Genomic DNA, 16,634 nt, shown 5'->3' with positions numbered 1-16,634 from the left:
CATGTTTCTGAAGCCAGAAGATTTTGCCACCGTGGTGCGTTCGACGCCACTCATCTCGATTGATTTGGTTGTGGAGAACGCTCAGGGCGAATTTCTGCTCGGGAAACGTAATAACCGTCCGGCACAGGGCTACTGGTTCGTGCCGGGCGGGCGAGTGCAGAAAGATGAAACACTTAGCCGTGCCTTTATGCGCCTGACCGAAGCCGAGTTAGGCCTGCGCCTGCCGATGTCGGCAGGCCAGTTTTACGGTGTCTGGCAGCATTTCTACGACGACAATTTTTCCGGCACCGATTTCAGCACCCATTACGTGGTGCTGGGATTCCGCCTGAAAGTTGACGTCGATAGCCTGCAACTGCCGACTGCGCAGCACAACGACTATCGCTGGCTGACACAGGACGCACTGCTGGCGGCGGACAATGTCCACGACAACAGTCGCGCTTACTTCCTCGAAGAGAAACGCGCAGAGGCACCGGGTTTATGAAAATCCTCGTCTATGGAATCAACTACTCGCCCGAACTGACCGGTATCGGTAAATACACCGGTGAAATGGTGGAGTGGATGGCGCAGGAAGGGCACGACGTGCGCGTGATAACCGCGCCGCCGTATTACCCGGAATGGAAAATTGGCGAGCGCTACTCCGCATGGCGTTATCGCCGCGAAGAGGGGGCCGCTACCGTCTGGCGCTGCCCGCTGTATGTGCCGAAACAGCCATCGACGCTCAAGCGCCTGATTCACCTCGGCAGCTTTGCGCTGAGCAGTTTCTTCCCGCTGATGGCGCAACGTCGCTGGAAACCGGACCGGATCATCGGTGTGGTGCCGACGCTGTTTTGCACCCCGGGCATGCGGCTGCTGGCGAAACTCTCCGGCGCGCGCACGCTGCTGCACATTCAGGATTATGAAGTGGATGCGATGCTCGGTCTGGGCATGGCCGGAAAAGGCGAAGGCGGCACGGTGGCGAAACTCGCCAGCCGTTTTGAGCGTAGCGGCCTGCATAACGTCGACAACGTGTCCACGATTTCGCGCTCAATGATGAACAAAGCGCAGGAAAAAGGCGTGGCGCAGGAGAAAGTCATTTTCTTCCCTAACTGGTCCGAAGTGGCGCGTTTTCGTGATGTCAATCCGACCCAGGTCGTGATTTTACGTGAGCAGCTGGGCCTGCCCGCCGACCGCAAAATTATTCTCTACTCCGGCAACATCGGTGAGAAGCAGGGGCTGGAAAACGTCGTTGCTGCCGCCGGGCAGTTGCAGGACAAACCGTGGCTGTTCGTGATTGTCGGGCAGGGCGGGGGGAAAGCGCGCCTGGAAAAACAGGTCGCCGAACGCGGCCTGACTAACGTGCGCTTCTTCCCGTTGCAGTCTTACGAAGCGCTGCCCGCGCTGTTGAAAATGGCCGACTGCCATCTGGTTATCCAGAAGCGCGGCGCGGCGGACGCGGTTCTGCCGTCGAAACTGACCAATATTCTGGCGGTGGGCGGCAATGCGGTGATCACCGCTGAAGCCACCACCGAGCTCGGCCAGCTGTGCGATGCGCATCCGGGTATCGCGGTGTGCGTGGAGCCCGAGTCGGTTCCGGCGCTGGTCGACGGTATCGAACAGGCGCTATTGATGCCGCACCACAACGTGATTGCAGGCGATTACGCCGAACGCACGCTCGAAAAGACGAACGTGCTGAAACAATTTATAGCTGATATTTCCTCTCAAGACGTCGGGGTTAAATGATGAGTCAGACACAACTCTTTCCGGTAGTGATGGCCGGTGGCTCCGGCAGCCGTTTATGGCCGCTGTCCCGGGTACTTTATCCTAAGCAGTTCCTGTGCCTGAAAGGCGACCTGACCATGCTGCAGTCCACCGTTAACCGCCTGCAGGGCGTGGAGTGCGAAAGCCCGGTGGTTATCTGTAACGAACAGCACCGTTTTATCGTCGCTGAACAGCTGCGCAAACTGGATAAGCTGACCGAGAACATTATTCTCGAACCGGCAGGGCGCAACACCGCGCCCGCCATTGCGCTGGCGGCGCTGGCGGCAAAGCGCAGCTGCCCGAACGGCGACCCGCTGATGCTGGTACTGGCGGCTGACCACGTGATTCAGAACGAAGATGCGTTTCGCGATGCGGTTCGTGACGCGGTGCCTTACGCCGAAAGCGGCAAACTGGTGACCTTCGGCATCGTGCCGGACCAGCCGGAAACCGGCTACGGCTACATCCGCCGCGGTGACGTTTGCCCCGGCGAAAAAGACGCCGTGGCGTTTAACGTGGCGCAGTTTGTTGAAAAACCGAATCTCGAGACCGCGCAGGCGTACGTGTCCAGCGGCGAATATTACTGGAACAGCGGCATGTTCCTGTTCCGCGCCGGACGTTATCTCGAAGAGCTGAGCAAATTCCGTCCGGACATCATGCAGGCCTGTGAAAAGGCGATGAGCGTCGTCGACCCGGATCTCGATTTTATCCGCGTCGACGAAGCGGCGTTCCTGGCCTGCCCGGAAGAATCCATCGACTACGCGGTGATGGAACGCACTGCCGATGCCGTCGTGGTGCCAATGGACGCGGGCTGGAGCGACGTCGGTTCATGGTCTTCCCTGTGGGAAATCAGTAACCACACCGCCGAAGGCAACGTGCATCACGGCGACGTCATCAGCCATAAAACGGAAAACAGCTACGTGTACGCGGAATCCGGCCTGGTCACGACCGTGGGCGTCAAAGATTTGGTGGTGGTGCAGACCAAAGACGCGGTGCTTATCGCCGACCGTAATTCGGTGCAGGACGTGAAAAAAGTCGTCGAGCGCATCAAGGCCGACGGTCGCCACGAGCACCACATTCACCGCGAAGTGTACCGCCCGTGGGGGAAATATGACTCCATCGATTCCGGCGAACGCTATCAGGTGAAACGCATCACCGTGAAGGCAGGCGAGGGGCTGTCGGTACAGATGCACCATCACCGCGCCGAACACTGGATTGTCGTGGCGGGCACCGCGAAGGTGACCATCAATGATGACGTGAAGCTGCTGGGCGAAAACGAGTCCATCTACATTCCGCTAGGGGCCACGCACTGCCTGGAAAACCCCGGCAAGATCCCACTCGACCTGATTGAAGTCCGCTCCGGCTCGTACCTCGAAGAGGACGATATTGTGCGGTTCCAGGATCGCTACGGACGCATCTAACCATCATCTTTCACGCTGCAGGTGCGTTGGCTTCCTTTGCACACACCGGTCACTTAGTTTACTAAGCTCCCGGCGATGTACGCAGTTGCCGCCTTCCTGCAACGCGAAATCTAATGGTTATACATTTTACTAAATAATTTTCTCCGTACTGGAGAGGGCTAACTGTTGCCTGAAAAGGGTAAAAACATGACCACATTAACCTGTTTTAAAGCCTACGATATTCGCGGCAAGCTGGGTGAAGAGCTGAACGAAGACATCGCCTGGCGCATCGGTCGCGCGTACGGCGAATTCCTGAAACCGAAAACCATCGTACTCGGCGGCGATGTGCGTCTCACCAGCGAAACGCTGAAAATGGCGCTGGCGAAAGGCCTGCGCGATGCGGGCGTCGACGTGCTGGATATCGGTCTGTCCGGGACCGAAGAAATCTATTTCGCTACCTTCCACCTCGGCGTGGACGGCGGTATCGAAGTCACCGCCAGCCATAACCCGATGGATTACAACGGCATGAAGCTGGTGCGTGAAGGCGCGCGCCCTATCAGTGGCGACACCGGCCTGCGCGACGTGCAGCGCCTGGCAGAGGCCAACGACTTCCCACCGGTGGTTGAATCTAAACGCGGCAGCTATCAGAAAATCGACCTGCAAAAAGCCTATATCGACCATCTGATGGGCTACATCGATACGGCGAACCTCAAGCCGCTGAAACTGGTGATCAACTCCGGTAACGGCGCGGCTGGCCCGGTGATTGACGCCCTGGAAGCCCGCTTCCAGGCCCTGAACCTGCCGGTGACGTTCATCAAAGTCCACAACACCCCGGACGGCAATTTCCCGAACGGTATTCCGAACCCGCTGCTGCCGGAGTGTCGCGATGATACCCGCAACGCGGTTATCGAACACGACGCGGACATGGGCATCGCCTTTGACGGTGATTTCGACCGCTGCTTCCTGTTCGACGAAAACGGGCAGTTTATCGAGGGCTACTACATCGTCGGCCTGCTGGCGGAAGCGTTCCTCGAAAAGCAGCCTGGCGAGCGCATCATTCACGACCCGCGCCTCTCCTGGAACACCGTCGACGTGGTGAATCTGGCGGGCGGCACGCCGGTGATGTCGAAAACCGGACACGCGTTCATCAAAGAACGTATGCGCCAGGAAGACGCCATCTACGGCGGCGAAATGAGCGCCCATCATTACTTCCGCGATTTTGCCTACTGTGACAGCGGGATGATCCCGTGGCTGCTGGTGACTGAGCTGCTGTGTCTGAAGGGCAAAACCCTCGGCGAACTGGTGCGTGACCGCATGGCGGCCTTCCCGGCGAGCGGCGAAATCAACAGCACGCTGGCCGAACCGGTTAGCGCCATTGCTCGCGTGGAGCAGCATTTCGCGCAGCACGCGCTGGAAATTGACCGCACCGACGGCATCAGCCTGGCGTTCGAAGACTGGCGTTTCAACCTGCGCTCGTCCAACACCGAACCGGTGGTGCGCCTGAACGTCGAGTCGCGCGGAGATACGACGCTGATGGAAGCCAAAACAAGGGACATTCTGGCGCTGCTGAACCAATAAATACACATCATTCTTCACGCTGCCTCTTTGTTGGCTGCGTCCTCGGACCCCGGTCACAGAGTTATCTCTGCTCCCGGGGATCCTCAGGCTTGCCGCCGCGATGCAACGCGAATGATTTTGTGTATTCAGACCTTCTCTCATACAGAGATGGACACTTTTAACAGGAACAACGATGACGACTCTAAGAAAGCGCGAGCGAGCCAAAACCAATGCATCGTTAATTTCAATGGTGCAGCGATTCTCCGACATTACCATTATGTTTGGTGGGCTGTGGGTGGTCTGTAAAGGCGCAGCATTGCCGTTTTCCTACATGCATCTGATGATGGCGCTGGTCACCCTGGTGGCGTTTCAGATGATTGGCGGTATGACTGATTTTTACCGCTCGTGGCGCGGCGTGCGCATGACCACCGAGCTGCTGTTACTCCTGCAAAACTGGACCCTGGCGCTGATCCTCTGTGCCGGTGTGCTGGCCTTCAATGATGATTTCAATAACAGCCTGGCTGTGTGGCTGGCCTGGTATTTGCTGAGCACCTGCGGGATGGTGGCGTGCCGGGCGTTTATCCGCTTCGGCGTGGGCTGGCTGCGTAACCGCGGCTATAACATTCGTCAGGTGGCCGTCGCGGGTGATATGCCTGCGGGGCAGGTGCTGCTGGATAGCTTCCGCAACCAGCCGTGGCTGGGTTTTGACGTGGTGGGCAGCTATCACGATCCGAAACCGGGTGGCGTGAATGCCGACTGGGCGGGCAACTATCAGCAGCTGCTGGAAGATGCCCGCGCGGGAAAAATTCATAACGTCTACATCGCGCTGACCATGCAAGACGAAGCCTGCATTAAAGACCTGGTGCGCGAGCTGGCTGACACCACTTGTTCAGTGATCCTCATTCCTGACGTGTTCACCTTCAACATTCTGCATTCCCGCATCGACGAAGTGAACGGCGTGCCGGTGGTGCCGCTGTATGACACGCCGCTGTCCGGCCTCAACCGGGTGATTAAACGGGTGGAAGACATTGTGCTGGCGACGATTATCCTGCTGTTGATTTCCCCGGTGCTGGCCTGTATCGCGCTGGCGGTCAAAATCACGTCGCCGGGCCCGGTTATCTTCCGCCAGACCCGCTACGGCATGGACGGCAAGGCGATCAAAGTGTGGAAATTCCGTTCAATGCGCGTGATGGAAAACGACGCGGTGGTGACCCAGGCCACGCAGAACGATCCGCGCGTCACCCGGGTCGGTAACTTCCTGCGCCGCACCTCTCTCGACGAACTGCCGCAGTTCATCAATGTGCTGACCGGCGGGATGTCGATTGTCGGCCCGCGTCCGCACGCGGTGGCGCATAACGAACAGTATCGTCAGCTGATTGAAGGCTACATGCTGCGCCACAAGGTCAAACCGGGCATTACCGGCTGGGCGCAGATTAACGGCTGGCGCGGGGAAACCGACACCCTGGAAAAAATGGAAAAACGTATCGAGTTCGACCTGGAATACATCCGTGAATGGAGCCTGTGGTTCGATATCCGTATCGTTTTCCTGACGATTTTCAAAGGCTTTGTCAACAAAGCAGCATATTGAGGGAGTGACATGAGCCTGAGAGAGAAAACCATCAGCGGCGCGAAATGGTCCGCCATGGCCACGGTGGTCATCATCGGTCTGGGACTGGTGCAGATGACCGTGCTGGCGCGAATCATCGATAATCACCAGTTTGGCCTGCTCACCGTCTCGCTGGTGATCATCGCCCTGGCGGATACGCTGTCGGATTTCGGCATCGCCAACTCCATTATTCAGCGCAAAGAAATCAGCCATCTCGAACTGACCACGCTTTACTGGCTGAACGTCGGGTTGGGGATCGCAGTGTTTGCGCTGGTGTTTTCCCTGAGCGGCGTGATTGCCGAGGTGTTGCATAACCGGGATCTGGCGCCGCTGATGCGCACGCTGTCGTTTGCCTTTGTGGTTATCCCGCACGGGCAGCAGTTCCGCGCGCTGATGCAAAAAGAGCTCGAATTCAGCAAGATTGGCATGATTGAAACCTCCGCCGTGCTGGCTGGTTTCACTTTCACGGTGGTTAGCGCCCATTTCTGGCCGCTGGCGATGACCGCCATTCTCGGTTACCTGGTGAACAGCGCCGTGCGTACGCTGCTGTTCGGCTGGTTTGGCCGCCGGATTTACCGTCCGGGGCTGCATTTCTCGCTGGCATCCGTTTCGTCGAACCTGCGCTTTGGCGCATGGCTGACTGCCGACAGCATCATCAACTACGTCAATACCAACCTGTCTACATTGGTGCTGGCGCGTATTCTCGGCGCGAGCGTGGCGGGCGGCTATAACCTGGCCTACAACGTCGCGGTAGTGCCGCCGATGAAGCTCAACCCGATTATCACCCGTGTGCTGTTCCCGGCGTTCGCCAAGATTCAGGACGACACCGCCAAGCTGCGCGTCAACTTTTACAAGCTGCTGTCGGTTGTCGGTATCATCAACTTCCCGGTACTGCTGGGCCTGATGGTGGTCAGCAACAACGTGGTACCGCTGGTGTTCGGTGAGAAGTGGGTCAGCATTGTGCCTGTCCTGCAACTGTTGTGCGTGGTGGGTTTACTGCGCTCGGTCGGCAACCCGATTGGTTCCCTGCTGATGGCAAAAGCCCGCGTGGATATCAGCTTTAAATTCAACGTGTTCAAAACCTTCCTGTTCATCCCGGCGATTATTGTCGGCGGCCACATGGCGGGCGCGCTCGGCGTGACGCTCGGCTTCCTGCTGGTGCAGGTGGTGAATACCGTTCTGAGCTACTTCGTGATGATCAAACCGGTGCTGGGCTCGAGCTATCGTCAGTACATCCTGAGTTTATGGCTGCCGTTTTACCTGTCGCTGCCGACGCTGGCGGTGAGCTATGGCCTCGGCGTGGCGCTGAAGGGTGCGTTATCGCTGCCGCTGCTGCTGGTGATTCAGATTGGCGCCGGTGCGCTGGCGTTCGCCCTGATGATTCTGTTTTCGCGCCATCCGCTGGTGGTGGAAATGAAGCGCCAGCTGTGCCGCAGCGAAAAAATGAAAGTGCTGCTGCGGGCGGGTTAGCGATGACGCTTTTGCCCGGCGGCGCTGTGCTTGCCGGGCCTACACAATATTGTTTCTCCCTTTCCTTGGGAGGACCGGGGTGAGGGCATCAGGCCGCACCCGATGGATTAAGAACCCCGATTAAGAGGTCACACATGAAATTATTGATCCTTGGCAACCACACCTGTGGCAACCGTGGCGACAGCGCCATTTTGCGCGGCCTGCTGGACGCCATTAACACCCTGAATCCAGACGCCGAAGTGGATGTCATGAGCCGCTACCCGGTGAGTTCTTCCTGGCTGCTCAACCGCCCGGTGATGGGCGATCCGCTTTATACGCAGATGAAACAGCACAACAGCGCGGCGGGCGTGATGGGGCGCGTCAAAAAAGTTCTGCGTCGTCGCTATCAGCACCAGGTCCTGCTTTCCCGCGTGACCGACAGCGGCAAACTACGCAACATCGCCATCGCTCAGGGCTTTACCGATTTTGTCCGTCTGCTCAGCAATTACGATGCGATTATTCAGGTTGGCGGCTCGTTCTTCGTGGACCTGTACGGCGCCCCGCAGTTCGAACACGCGCTCTGTACCTTTATGGCGAAAAAGCCGTTGTACATGATTGGCCACAGCGTCGGCCCGTTCCAGGATCCGCAGTTTAACCAGCTGGCGAACTACGTTTTCGGTCAGTGTGACGCGCTGATCCTGCGTGAATCCGTCAGCCTGAATCTGATGCAGCGCAGTGAAATTACCACCGCCAAAGTGGAGCAAGGCGTTGATACCGCCTGGCTGGTCGATCATCACGACGAGGATTACACCGCCAGCTATGCCGTGGAACACTGGCTGAACAAAATTGGTCAGCAAAAAACGGTGGCCGTCACCCTGCGTGAGCTGACGCCGTTTGATAAGCGCCTGGGCACAACTCAGCAGGCGTACGAAGAAGCCTTTGCCGGGGTGGTAAACCGCATTATTGACGCCGGTTATCAGGTGGTTGCGCTCTCAACCTGTACCGGGATCGACAGCTACAACAAAGACGACCGCATGGTGGCGCTGAACCTGCACAAACACATCAGCGACCCGTCGCGCTATCACGTGGTGATGGATGAACTTAACGATCTGGAAATGGGCAAAATCCTCGGCGCCTGTGATTTGACCGTCGGCACGCGACTGCACTCCGCGATTATTTCGATGAACTTCGATACCCCGGCGATTGCCATCAACTACGAACACAAATCCGCCGGGATCATGCAGCAGCTCGGGATGCCGGAAATGGCCATCGATATTCGTCATCTGCTGGACGGTAGCCTCAGTGCGATGGTGGCGGACACCCTCGGTCAGCTTCCGGCGATCAATGAACGCCTGCGCGTGGCGGTTAAAGCCGAACGCCAGAACGGCATCGCGATGGTGAAATCCGTTCTCGACCGCATCGGGGAGGGGAAATGAAGGTTGGTTTCTTCCTGTTAAAATTTCCGCTGTCGTCAGAAACCTTCGTTTTAAATCAGATCGTCGCGTTTATCGAAATGGGCTATGAAGTGGAAATTATCGCGCTGCTGAAGGGCGATATGACCAATACCCATGAGGCTTACACCCGCTACGGTCTGGCGCAGAAAACCCGCTGGTTGCAGGATGAGCCGGTGGGCAAACTGGCCAAACTGCGTTATCGCGCGCTCAACACCCTGAAAGGCTTGCATCGCGGGGCCACGTGGCAGGCGCTGAACACCAGCCGCTACGGTGACGAGGCGCGGAACCTGATCCTTTCTTCCATCACGGCGCAAAATACCGCGCCGTTCAGCGCCGATGTGTTTATCGCCCACTTTGGCCCGGCGGGCGTAACCGCCGCCAAACTGCGTGAGCTCGGCGTGCTACGCGGCAAAATTGCGACCGTGTTCCACGGCATAGACGTCTCGAGCCGGGATGTGCTCACCCATTACACCCCTGAATACCAGCAGCTGTTCCGTCGGGGGGATTTGATGTTGCCGATAAGCGACCTGTGGGCCGAACGCCTGAAGGGCATGGGCTGCCCGGCGGATAAAATTGTGGTGTCGAGAATGGGCGTCAACATGGACCGCTTTGCTCTGCGTCCGGTAAAAGCGCCGGATGAGACGCTGCAAATTATCTCGGTTGCGCGTCTGACCGAGAAGAAAGGGCTGCACGTGGCGATCGAAGCCTGCCGTCAGCTCAAGCAGCGCGGCGTGCGCTTCCACTATCGCATTCTCGGCATTGGTCCGTGGGAACGTCGCCTGCGCACGCTCATCGAGCAGTATCAGCTCGAGGACGTGATTGAGATGCCGGGCTTCAAGCCGAGCCATGAGGTGAAGGCGATGCTGGATGAGGCCGACGTGTTTCTGCTGCCGTCCGTCACCGGGGCCGATGGCGATATGGAAGGCATTCCGGTCGCGCTGATGGAAGCGATGGCGGTGGGCATTCCGGTGGTGTCTACCGTTCACAGTGGGATTCCGGAGCTCATTGATGCCGGAGAGTCCGGCTGGCTGGTGCCTGAGAATGACGCAGCATCCCTGGCCGACCGACTCAGCGCGTTCGACGCTTTCGACCAACAGGCGTTGCAGCCGGTCGTCGCCAAAGCGCGGACAAAAGTCGAAACTGAATTCAACCAGCAGGTGATTAATCAACAGTTAGCCAGCCTGCTGCAGACGCTGTAAAAAGAGGATGCATGACGGACAAAAATTTTAGCCTGACACGACGCTCCTTCCTTGGGGCCAGCTCCGCACTGGCCGCACTGCCCCTCATCAATAGCCCCGCAGCCTTTGCGCTGGGGCGTAACGATGCCGCTGATATCCGCAATTACAACCCCGGCAATGACTGGATCCGTGCCTTCAACGATGCCTTCAAAGACAGCGATGTAGTTGAAGTGCCGGAGGGCGTGATATGCGAAAACATCAATACCGGGATCATCATCCCTGCGGGGAAAACGCTGCAGGTTGGCGGGTCGCTGAAGGGCAATGGCCGTGGGCGATTCGCGTTACAGGACGGCTGCAAAATCATCGGTAAAAAGGGCAGCCTGAATAACATTTGCCTCGATGTACGCGGCTCTGACTGCGTGATTCAGGGCGTGACGTTGAGCGGCTACGGGCCAGTGGCGCAGATTTACATCGGCGGCAAAGACAAGCGCACCATGCGTAACCTGCTCATCGACAACATTGTGATAACCAAAGCTAACTACGGCATTCTGCGCCAGGGTTTCCATAACCAGTTTGACGGCGTGAAGATAACCAATAGCCACTTCACCGACCTGCAGGGTGACGCCATCGAGTGGAACGTGGCGATCAACGATAAAAACATCCTGATTTCTGACCACGTTATCGACAACATTAACTGCACCAACGGCAAACCCTTCTGGGGTATTGGCATTGGTCTGGCGGGAAGCACGTACGACAACGACTATCCGGAAGATCAGGCGGTTAAGAATTTTGTCGTCGCCAACATCACCGGCAGCAACTGTCGACAGCTGGTTCACGTCGAGAACGGCAAACACTTCATTATTCGGAATGTGAAAGCCAAAAATATTACCCCGGAGTTCAGTAAGAAGGCGGGAATTGATAATGCCACGGTGGCAATTTACGGCTGTGATAATTTCATTATTGATAATGTCACGATGGAAAATAGCGCAGGCATGCTGATCGGCTACGGCGTCATCAAAGGCAGTTACAAGTCAATCCCGCAGAACTTCAAGCTCAATGATATTCGTATGGACAATACCGCGCTGGCTTACAAGCTGCGCGGGATCCAGATTTCATCCGGCAATGCGCAGTCGTTCGTGGCGATAACGAACCTCGACCTCAAACGCGCCTCGCTGGAGCTGCACAACAAACCCCAGCACCTGTTTATGCGCAATATCAACGTGATGCAGGATGCCGGGCGTGGCCCGGCGCTGTCGATGAATTTTGACCTGCGTAAGGACGTTCGCGGCAAGTTTATGGCCCGCCAGGACACGTTGCTGTCTTTGGCAAACATAAAGGCGGTGAATGAAAAAGGGCAGGGCTCGGTGGACATCGACCGGGTGGATCAGCACACCGTCAACGCCACCGGGATAAATTTTAGACTACCGGGGAAATAAAATACGACGATTCCTGGGATATTGCCGCAACTATCGGATTAACCCCGAGGTTTTATCAAATATTGCCGGGTATCATCAAAAAAACATGCTGGATAAAACATTCTGACTGGCTATAATTCTCCAACCATTCACAGGTGGACATGATAATGATTAATTTGAAAGCAGTTATTCCGGTAGCTGGCCTCGGGATGCACATGCTTCCTGCCACGAAAGCCATTCCGAAAGAAATGCTACCGATCGTCGATAAGCCAATGATTCAGTACATTGTCGACGAGATTGTTGCTGCAGGGATCAAAGAAATCGTTCTGGTCACTCACGCGTCTAAAAATGCGGTAGAAAACCACTTCGACACCTCGTACGAACTTGAGTCACTACTTGAGCAGCGCGTTAAGCGTCAGCTGCTGGCTGAAGTGCAGGCCATTTGTCCGCCGGGCGTGACCATCATGAATGTGCGTCAGGCACAGCCGCTGGGTCTGGGCCACTCTATCCTTTGTGCTCGCCCGATTGTCGGTGACAACCCGTTTGTGGTGGTACTGCCGGATATCGTGCTGGACAATGCGACCGCCGATCCAATGCGCTACAACCTCGCTGCAATGGTGGCGCGTTTCAATGAAACCGGCCGTAGCCAGGTGCTGGCAAAACACATGGAAGGCGATCTGCGTGAATACTCTGTCATTAAGACTAAAGAGGCGCTGGAAGTTCCAGGAAAAATCAGCCGTATCGTCGACTTCGTTGAGAAACCGGATGAACCACAGGTCATGGATTCCGACTTAATGGCCGTGGGCCGTTATGTCCTGTCCGCAGATGTCTGGGCCGAACTGGAAAAAACTGAACCAGGCGCATGGGGCCGCGTACAGTTGACCGACGCCATCGCCGAACTGGCGAAAAAGCAGTCTGTTGATGCAGTGCTGATGACTGGCGACAGCTACGACTGCGGCAAGAAAATGGGCTACATGCAGGCTTTTGTCAAGTATGGGCTGCGCAATCTGAATGAAGGTGCGAAGTTCAGAGAGAGCATTAAGAAGTTGCTGGTGGACTGATTCACCGAAGAAATGTAACTCAAGACTAAACGGCAGGGGAGGTTATGATGCGTATTTTGCGCACACATAACATCACTGCCGTTTTTTTCGTTTAAAATCAATGACTAAAATTAATAGTGTGCGCTTGTTTTTGTAACAGTTAACTGGGATTTTTCCTTGTTTTGACACGATTTTCAGATCACAATAATAGATTCGATTGATAGGCAATAAGCGTCATTAAGCGCCGAGCCTGATAACATACTGATTGTCGTGTACAGTGCACTGGTAGCTATTGAGCCAGGGGCGGTAGCGTGCGTTTTTAAGCTGGAAACGCCAACGTTCATGACATATTTTTACTTCAAAATGAGTCAACTAGCACAAGAGCGGAAAGATAACGTGAAAATTCTGGTCACGGGTGGTGCAGGTTTTATTGGATCTGCGGTCGTCCGACATATTATTCATAATACTCAGGATGCAGTGGTCAACATTGATAAATTGACCTATGCAGGTAATCTCGAATCGCTTGCTGATATTGAAAAAAGTAATCGTTACTGCTTTGAGCAAGCTGATATTTGCGATGCAACTGCGATGGCCAATATTTTTGCCAAGCATCAGCCGGATGCAGTGATGCATCTTGCCGCTGAAAGCCATGTCGATCGTTCTATCACCGGTCCAGCGGCATTTATCGAAACCAATATTGTAGGCACTTATGTGCTGCTGGAGGCATCGCGTAAATATTGGTCTGAACTGGAGCCCTCTAAAAAAGCAGCGTTCCGCTTCCACCATATTTCGACCGATGAAGTCTATGGTGACCTCCCTCATCCGGATGAAATCGGGCAAGGTGACGAACTGCCTCTGTTTACCGAAACCACGGCTTATGCACCGAGTAGCCCTTACTCAGCATCTAAAGCATCAAGTGATCATCTGGTTCGGGCATGGCTGCGAACCTATGGCATGCCGACTATTGTGACCAATTGCTCAAACAATTACGGTCCGTATCACTTCCCGGAAAAACTGATCCCGTTGGTGATTCTGAATGCACTAGACGGGAAGCCTCTGCCAATCTATGGCAAAGGTGACCAGATCCGTGACTGGCTATATGTGGAAGATCATGCGCGTGCACTGTATACCGTCGTTACCCAAGGCAAACCGGGAGAGACGTATAACATCGGTGGTCATAACGAGAAGAAAAATTTAGATGTAGTTTACATTATCTGTGATCTGTTGGATGAAATTGTACCTAAAAATGGATCATACCGTGATCAGATTACTTACGTATCAGACCGCGCCGGACATGATCGTCGCTATGCAATTGATGCTGGTAAAATTAGCCACGAATTAGGATGGAAACCACTGGAAACGTTTGATAGCGGGATTCGTAAAACAATAATGTGGTATATGAATAATCAGAATTGGTGGGAACATATTCAGGATCTGGTTAATGTGGGAAATACTTGTACTAGAGGGAATGAATAATCATGAAAGGTATTATTCTTGCTGGTGGGTCCGGAACTCGTTTATATCCAATTACACGTAGTATTTCAAAGCAGCTATTACCGATTTATGATAAGCCAATGATCTATTATCCACTATCTACATTAATGTTAACAGGGATAAAAGATATCTTAGTAATTACCACTGGTGAAGATATTGATAGCTTTAAACGGCTACTCGGTGATGGCAGTCATTTTGGTGTCAATTTACAGTATGCGATACAACCTAGCCCAGATGGTCTTGCCCAAGCATTTCTTATCGGTGAAGAGTTCATTGATAATGATAACGTTTGCTTAGTATTAGGTGATAATATTTTTTATGGCCAATCATTTAGCCGATCATTAGCCGAGGCCGCAAAACGAAACGATGGTGCAACAGTATTCGGATATCAAGTTAAAGACCCAGAGCGGTTTGGTGTAGTTGAATTTGACGGGGAAATGCGTGCTGTTTCAATCGAAGAGAAACCTGTTAAACCTAAATCAAACTATGCTGTAACTGGTTTGTATTTTTATGACAATCGAGTTGTTGATTTTGCGAAAAAAGTTAAACCTTCATCGCGAGGTGAATTAGAAATAACGTCAATTAATGAAATGTACCTTCAAGATGGTTCACTTCATGTTGAGCTGTTAGGCCGTGGATTTGCATGGTTGGATACCGGCACACATGAAAGCCTACATGAAGCATCATCTTTTGTTCAAACTATTGAAAATGTTCAGGGACTCAAAATTGCGTGTCTGGAAGAGATTGCATGGCGCAACGGTTGGCTGAATTCGGAACAAGTGAAAAGCTACGGTTTGTCTATGCAGAAAAATGATTACGGTAGATATTTGATTAATCTGGTTGCAGATTCCGGAAGGAAATAATGAAAGTTCTCGTAACAGGGGCCAATGGACAGGTAGGGTATTTACTTGCTCAAAAATTATCTGCACTGACGGCAGTTGAGTTGCTTGCTGTCGATAAGAACGAACTGGATATCGTAGACTCGCAAGCCGTCATGCAAGCTGTGTCTGACTTTAAACCTGATGTGGTCATCAATGCTGCAGCTTACACCGCAGTGGACAAAGCAGAAACTGAGCAAGAATTTGCTTATGCAATAAATTGCCTTGGTCCGAAAAATCTGGCAGAGGCTGCTGATAGACATGGTGCACTGCTAATTCATATCTCTACAGATTATGTTTTCCCTGGAGATAAAGAGGGAAATTACCACGAGAGCGATGTTACCGGACCAACATCTGTCTATGGTAAGACAAAGCTGGAAGGCGAAAAAAATGTGGCATTGGCGTGCCGGCGACATATTATTATTCGCACCGCATGGGTATTTGGTGAACATGGTAATAATTTTGTCAAAACAGTGCTCCGCCTTGCACAAACTCACTCAGAGTTGCGTATTGTAGCGGATCAGATTGGCGGTCCGACTTATGCAGGCGATATAGCTGATTCGATTATTAAAATTGCAAATGGTGTGTTCAGAGAGCAAAAAAAGGAATACGGCATTTATCATTTCGCTGGTTTACCTCATGTTAGCTGGTGCGAATTCGCTGAGGAAATATTCAGCAAAGCACTTGAGTATGGCGTAATTCAGAAGTTACCTGTAGTTAATCGTATAACAACAGCTGATTATCCGACCCCTGCTAGTCGACCTGCAAATTCCAGACTTGATACTCAACGCATTACAAAATGTTATGGAATAACACCAAGCGACTGGATGCAAGCATTAAATTCTATTAAAGCTTATAAGAGCTGATGTAAATGAAAATTATTGATACAAATATTGCTGAAGTAAAAATCATTGAGCCAGTAGTCTTTGGTGATGAGCGCGGTTTTTTTATGGAAACGTGGAATCAAAACCTTTTTGAAGAGCGGGTTACCGGTAAAAAAACAATTTTTGTTCAGGACAACCACTCAAAATCTAAAAAAGGGATCCTTCGTGGATTACACTACCAAAGTGAAAACACGCAAGGGAAACTTGTTCGTGTTGGCGTTGGTGCTGTGTTCGATGTAGCCGTTGATATTCGCAAAGGCTCACCAACATGTGGAGAGTGGGTTGGTGTTGAGTTGTCAGCTGAAAACAAGCGCCAATTGTGGATCCCGGAAGGATTTGCGCACGGCTTCTATGTTTTGTCTGAAAGTGCAGAATTTATTTATAAATGTACTGATTATTATAATCCCAAGGCTGAGCATTCCATCATCTGGAATGATTCCGATCTGAATATCACTTGGCCAATCGAAGTGGGAGCGCAATTACTAATGTCTGATAAAGATATGAAAGGTGTGTCGTTTAAAAAATTCATGGCATTTTGAGGATAG

General features: G+C 53.5%; 14 protein-coding genes. All 14 read left to right on the top strand.

The window, feature by feature from the left end; all coding sequences use genetic code 11:
- The first annotated feature begins 1 nt into the window (after position 1).
- A complete protein-coding gene (locus MUU47_RS10355) occupies positions 2-481 on the top strand; it encodes a GDP-mannose mannosyl hydrolase (protein WP_258988116.1) in 480 nt (159 codons plus the stop codon).
- Complete coding sequence (wcaI, locus tag MUU47_RS10350; protein ID WP_258988115.1) at positions 478-1,719, top strand: colanic acid biosynthesis fucosyltransferase WcaI; 1,242 nt, start codon at positions 478-480, stop codon at positions 1,717-1,719. The genes MUU47_RS10355 and wcaI overlap by 4 nt, the downstream gene beginning before the upstream one ends.
- Positions 1,719-3,155 (top strand): mannose-1-phosphate guanyltransferase, encoded by a 1,437-nt coding sequence (gene cpsB, locus MUU47_RS10345; RefSeq protein ID WP_258988114.1) that lies wholly within the window; start codon positions 1,719-1,721, stop codon positions 3,153-3,155. Before wcaI ends, cpsB begins: the two co-directional genes overlap by 1 nt.
- A 186-nt stretch (positions 3,156-3,341) precedes the next feature.
- Entirely contained in the window at positions 3,342-4,712 is a 1,371-nt protein-coding gene (gene cpsG, locus MUU47_RS10340) for a colanic acid biosynthesis phosphomannomutase CpsG (RefSeq protein ID WP_258988112.1), read from the top strand.
- Between the two features lie 172 nt (positions 4,713-4,884).
- Positions 4,885-6,279: an undecaprenyl-phosphate glucose phosphotransferase gene (wcaJ, locus tag MUU47_RS10335; RefSeq protein ID WP_258988111.1), complete on the top strand. Its 1,395-nt coding sequence runs from the start codon at positions 4,885-4,887 to the stop codon at positions 6,277-6,279.
- Between the two features lie 9 nt (positions 6,280-6,288).
- Positions 6,289-7,767 carry a colanic acid undecaprenyl disphosphate flippase WzxC gene (gene wzxC, locus MUU47_RS10330; RefSeq protein ID WP_258988110.1) on the top strand — a complete coding sequence of 493 codons (1,479 nt, stop codon included), beginning with the start codon at positions 6,289-6,291 and terminating at the stop codon, positions 7,765-7,767.
- Between the two features lie 134 nt (positions 7,768-7,901).
- Positions 7,902-9,182 carry a colanic acid biosynthesis pyruvyl transferase WcaK gene (wcaK, locus tag MUU47_RS10325; protein WP_159775556.1) on the top strand — a complete coding sequence of 427 codons (1,281 nt, stop codon included), beginning with the start codon at positions 7,902-7,904 and terminating at the stop codon, positions 9,180-9,182.
- Positions 9,179-10,399, top strand: a complete 1,221-nt coding sequence (wcaL, locus tag MUU47_RS10320) for a colanic acid biosynthesis glycosyltransferase WcaL (protein WP_258988108.1) — start codon at positions 9,179-9,181, stop codon at positions 10,397-10,399. Before wcaK ends, wcaL begins: the two co-directional genes overlap by 4 nt.
- A gap of 11 nt (positions 10,400-10,410) precedes the next feature.
- A complete protein-coding gene (gene wcaM / locus MUU47_RS10315) occupies positions 10,411-11,814 on the top strand; it encodes a colanic acid biosynthesis protein WcaM (protein WP_258988106.1) in 1,404 nt (467 codons plus the stop codon).
- 146 nt (positions 11,815-11,960) lie between these two features.
- Positions 11,961-12,854, top strand: coding sequence for a UTP--glucose-1-phosphate uridylyltransferase GalF (gene galF, locus MUU47_RS10310; RefSeq protein WP_258988105.1), 894 nt, complete (start codon positions 11,961-11,963; stop codon positions 12,852-12,854).
- Between the two features lie 375 nt (positions 12,855-13,229).
- The gene (gene rfbB / locus MUU47_RS10305; protein WP_258988104.1) at positions 13,230-14,309 is read left to right on the top strand and encodes a dTDP-glucose 4,6-dehydratase; all 1,080 of its coding nucleotides are present in this window, start codon (positions 13,230-13,232) and stop codon (positions 14,307-14,309) included.
- Between the two features lie 2 nt (positions 14,310-14,311).
- The gene (gene rfbA / locus MUU47_RS10300) at positions 14,312-15,190 is read left to right on the top strand and encodes a glucose-1-phosphate thymidylyltransferase RfbA (protein ID WP_258988103.1); all 879 of its coding nucleotides are present in this window, start codon (positions 14,312-14,314) and stop codon (positions 15,188-15,190) included.
- Complete coding sequence (rfbD, locus tag MUU47_RS10295) at positions 15,190-16,071, top strand: dTDP-4-dehydrorhamnose reductase (RefSeq protein ID WP_258988102.1); 882 nt, start codon at positions 15,190-15,192, stop codon at positions 16,069-16,071. Before rfbA ends, rfbD begins: the two co-directional genes overlap by 1 nt.
- Positions 16,072-16,076: 5 nt before the next feature.
- The gene (rfbC, locus tag MUU47_RS10290; RefSeq protein WP_258988101.1) at positions 16,077-16,628 is read left to right on the top strand and encodes a dTDP-4-dehydrorhamnose 3,5-epimerase; all 552 of its coding nucleotides are present in this window, start codon (positions 16,077-16,079) and stop codon (positions 16,626-16,628) included.
- The last annotated feature ends 6 nt before the right edge of the window (positions 16,629-16,634 follow it).

Origin of the sequence: Scandinavium hiltneri (assembly GCF_024764835.1) — a bacterium.
Classification (GTDB): Bacteria; Pseudomonadota; Gammaproteobacteria; order Enterobacterales; family Enterobacteriaceae; genus Scandinavium; species Scandinavium hiltneri.
This window is presented reverse-complemented; position numbering and strand designations above follow the sequence as displayed.

What these genes read in the sequence shown, in the direction of transcription:
- MUU47_RS10355 (WP_258988116.1), top strand. Translation starts at nt 2, where the DNA reads ATGTTTCTGAAGCCAGAAGATTTTGCCACCGTGGTGCGTTCGACGCCA.
- wcaI (WP_258988115.1), top strand. Translation starts at nt 478, where the DNA reads ATGAAAATCCTCGTCTATGGAATCAACTACTCGCCCGAACTGACCGGT.
- cpsB (WP_258988114.1), top strand. Translation starts at nt 1,719, where the DNA reads ATGAGTCAGACACAACTCTTTCCGGTAGTGATGGCCGGTGGCTCCGGC.
- cpsG (WP_258988112.1), top strand. Translation starts at nt 3,342, where the DNA reads ATGACCACATTAACCTGTTTTAAAGCCTACGATATTCGCGGCAAGCTG.
- wcaJ (WP_258988111.1), top strand. Translation starts at nt 4,885, where the DNA reads ATGACGACTCTAAGAAAGCGCGAGCGAGCCAAAACCAATGCATCGTTA.
- wzxC (WP_258988110.1), top strand. Translation starts at nt 6,289, where the DNA reads ATGAGCCTGAGAGAGAAAACCATCAGCGGCGCGAAATGGTCCGCCATG.
- wcaK (WP_159775556.1), top strand. Translation starts at nt 7,902, where the DNA reads ATGAAATTATTGATCCTTGGCAACCACACCTGTGGCAACCGTGGCGAC.
- wcaL (WP_258988108.1), top strand. Translation starts at nt 9,179, where the DNA reads ATGAAGGTTGGTTTCTTCCTGTTAAAATTTCCGCTGTCGTCAGAAACC.
- wcaM (WP_258988106.1), top strand. Translation starts at nt 10,411, where the DNA reads ATGACGGACAAAAATTTTAGCCTGACACGACGCTCCTTCCTTGGGGCC.
- galF (WP_258988105.1), top strand. Translation starts at nt 11,961, where the DNA reads ATGATTAATTTGAAAGCAGTTATTCCGGTAGCTGGCCTCGGGATGCAC.
- rfbA (WP_258988103.1), top strand. Translation starts at nt 14,312, where the DNA reads ATGAAAGGTATTATTCTTGCTGGTGGGTCCGGAACTCGTTTATATCCA.
- rfbD (WP_258988102.1), top strand. Translation starts at nt 15,190, where the DNA reads ATGAAAGTTCTCGTAACAGGGGCCAATGGACAGGTAGGGTATTTACTT.
- rfbC (WP_258988101.1), top strand. Translation starts at nt 16,077, where the DNA reads ATGAAAATTATTGATACAAATATTGCTGAAGTAAAAATCATTGAGCCA.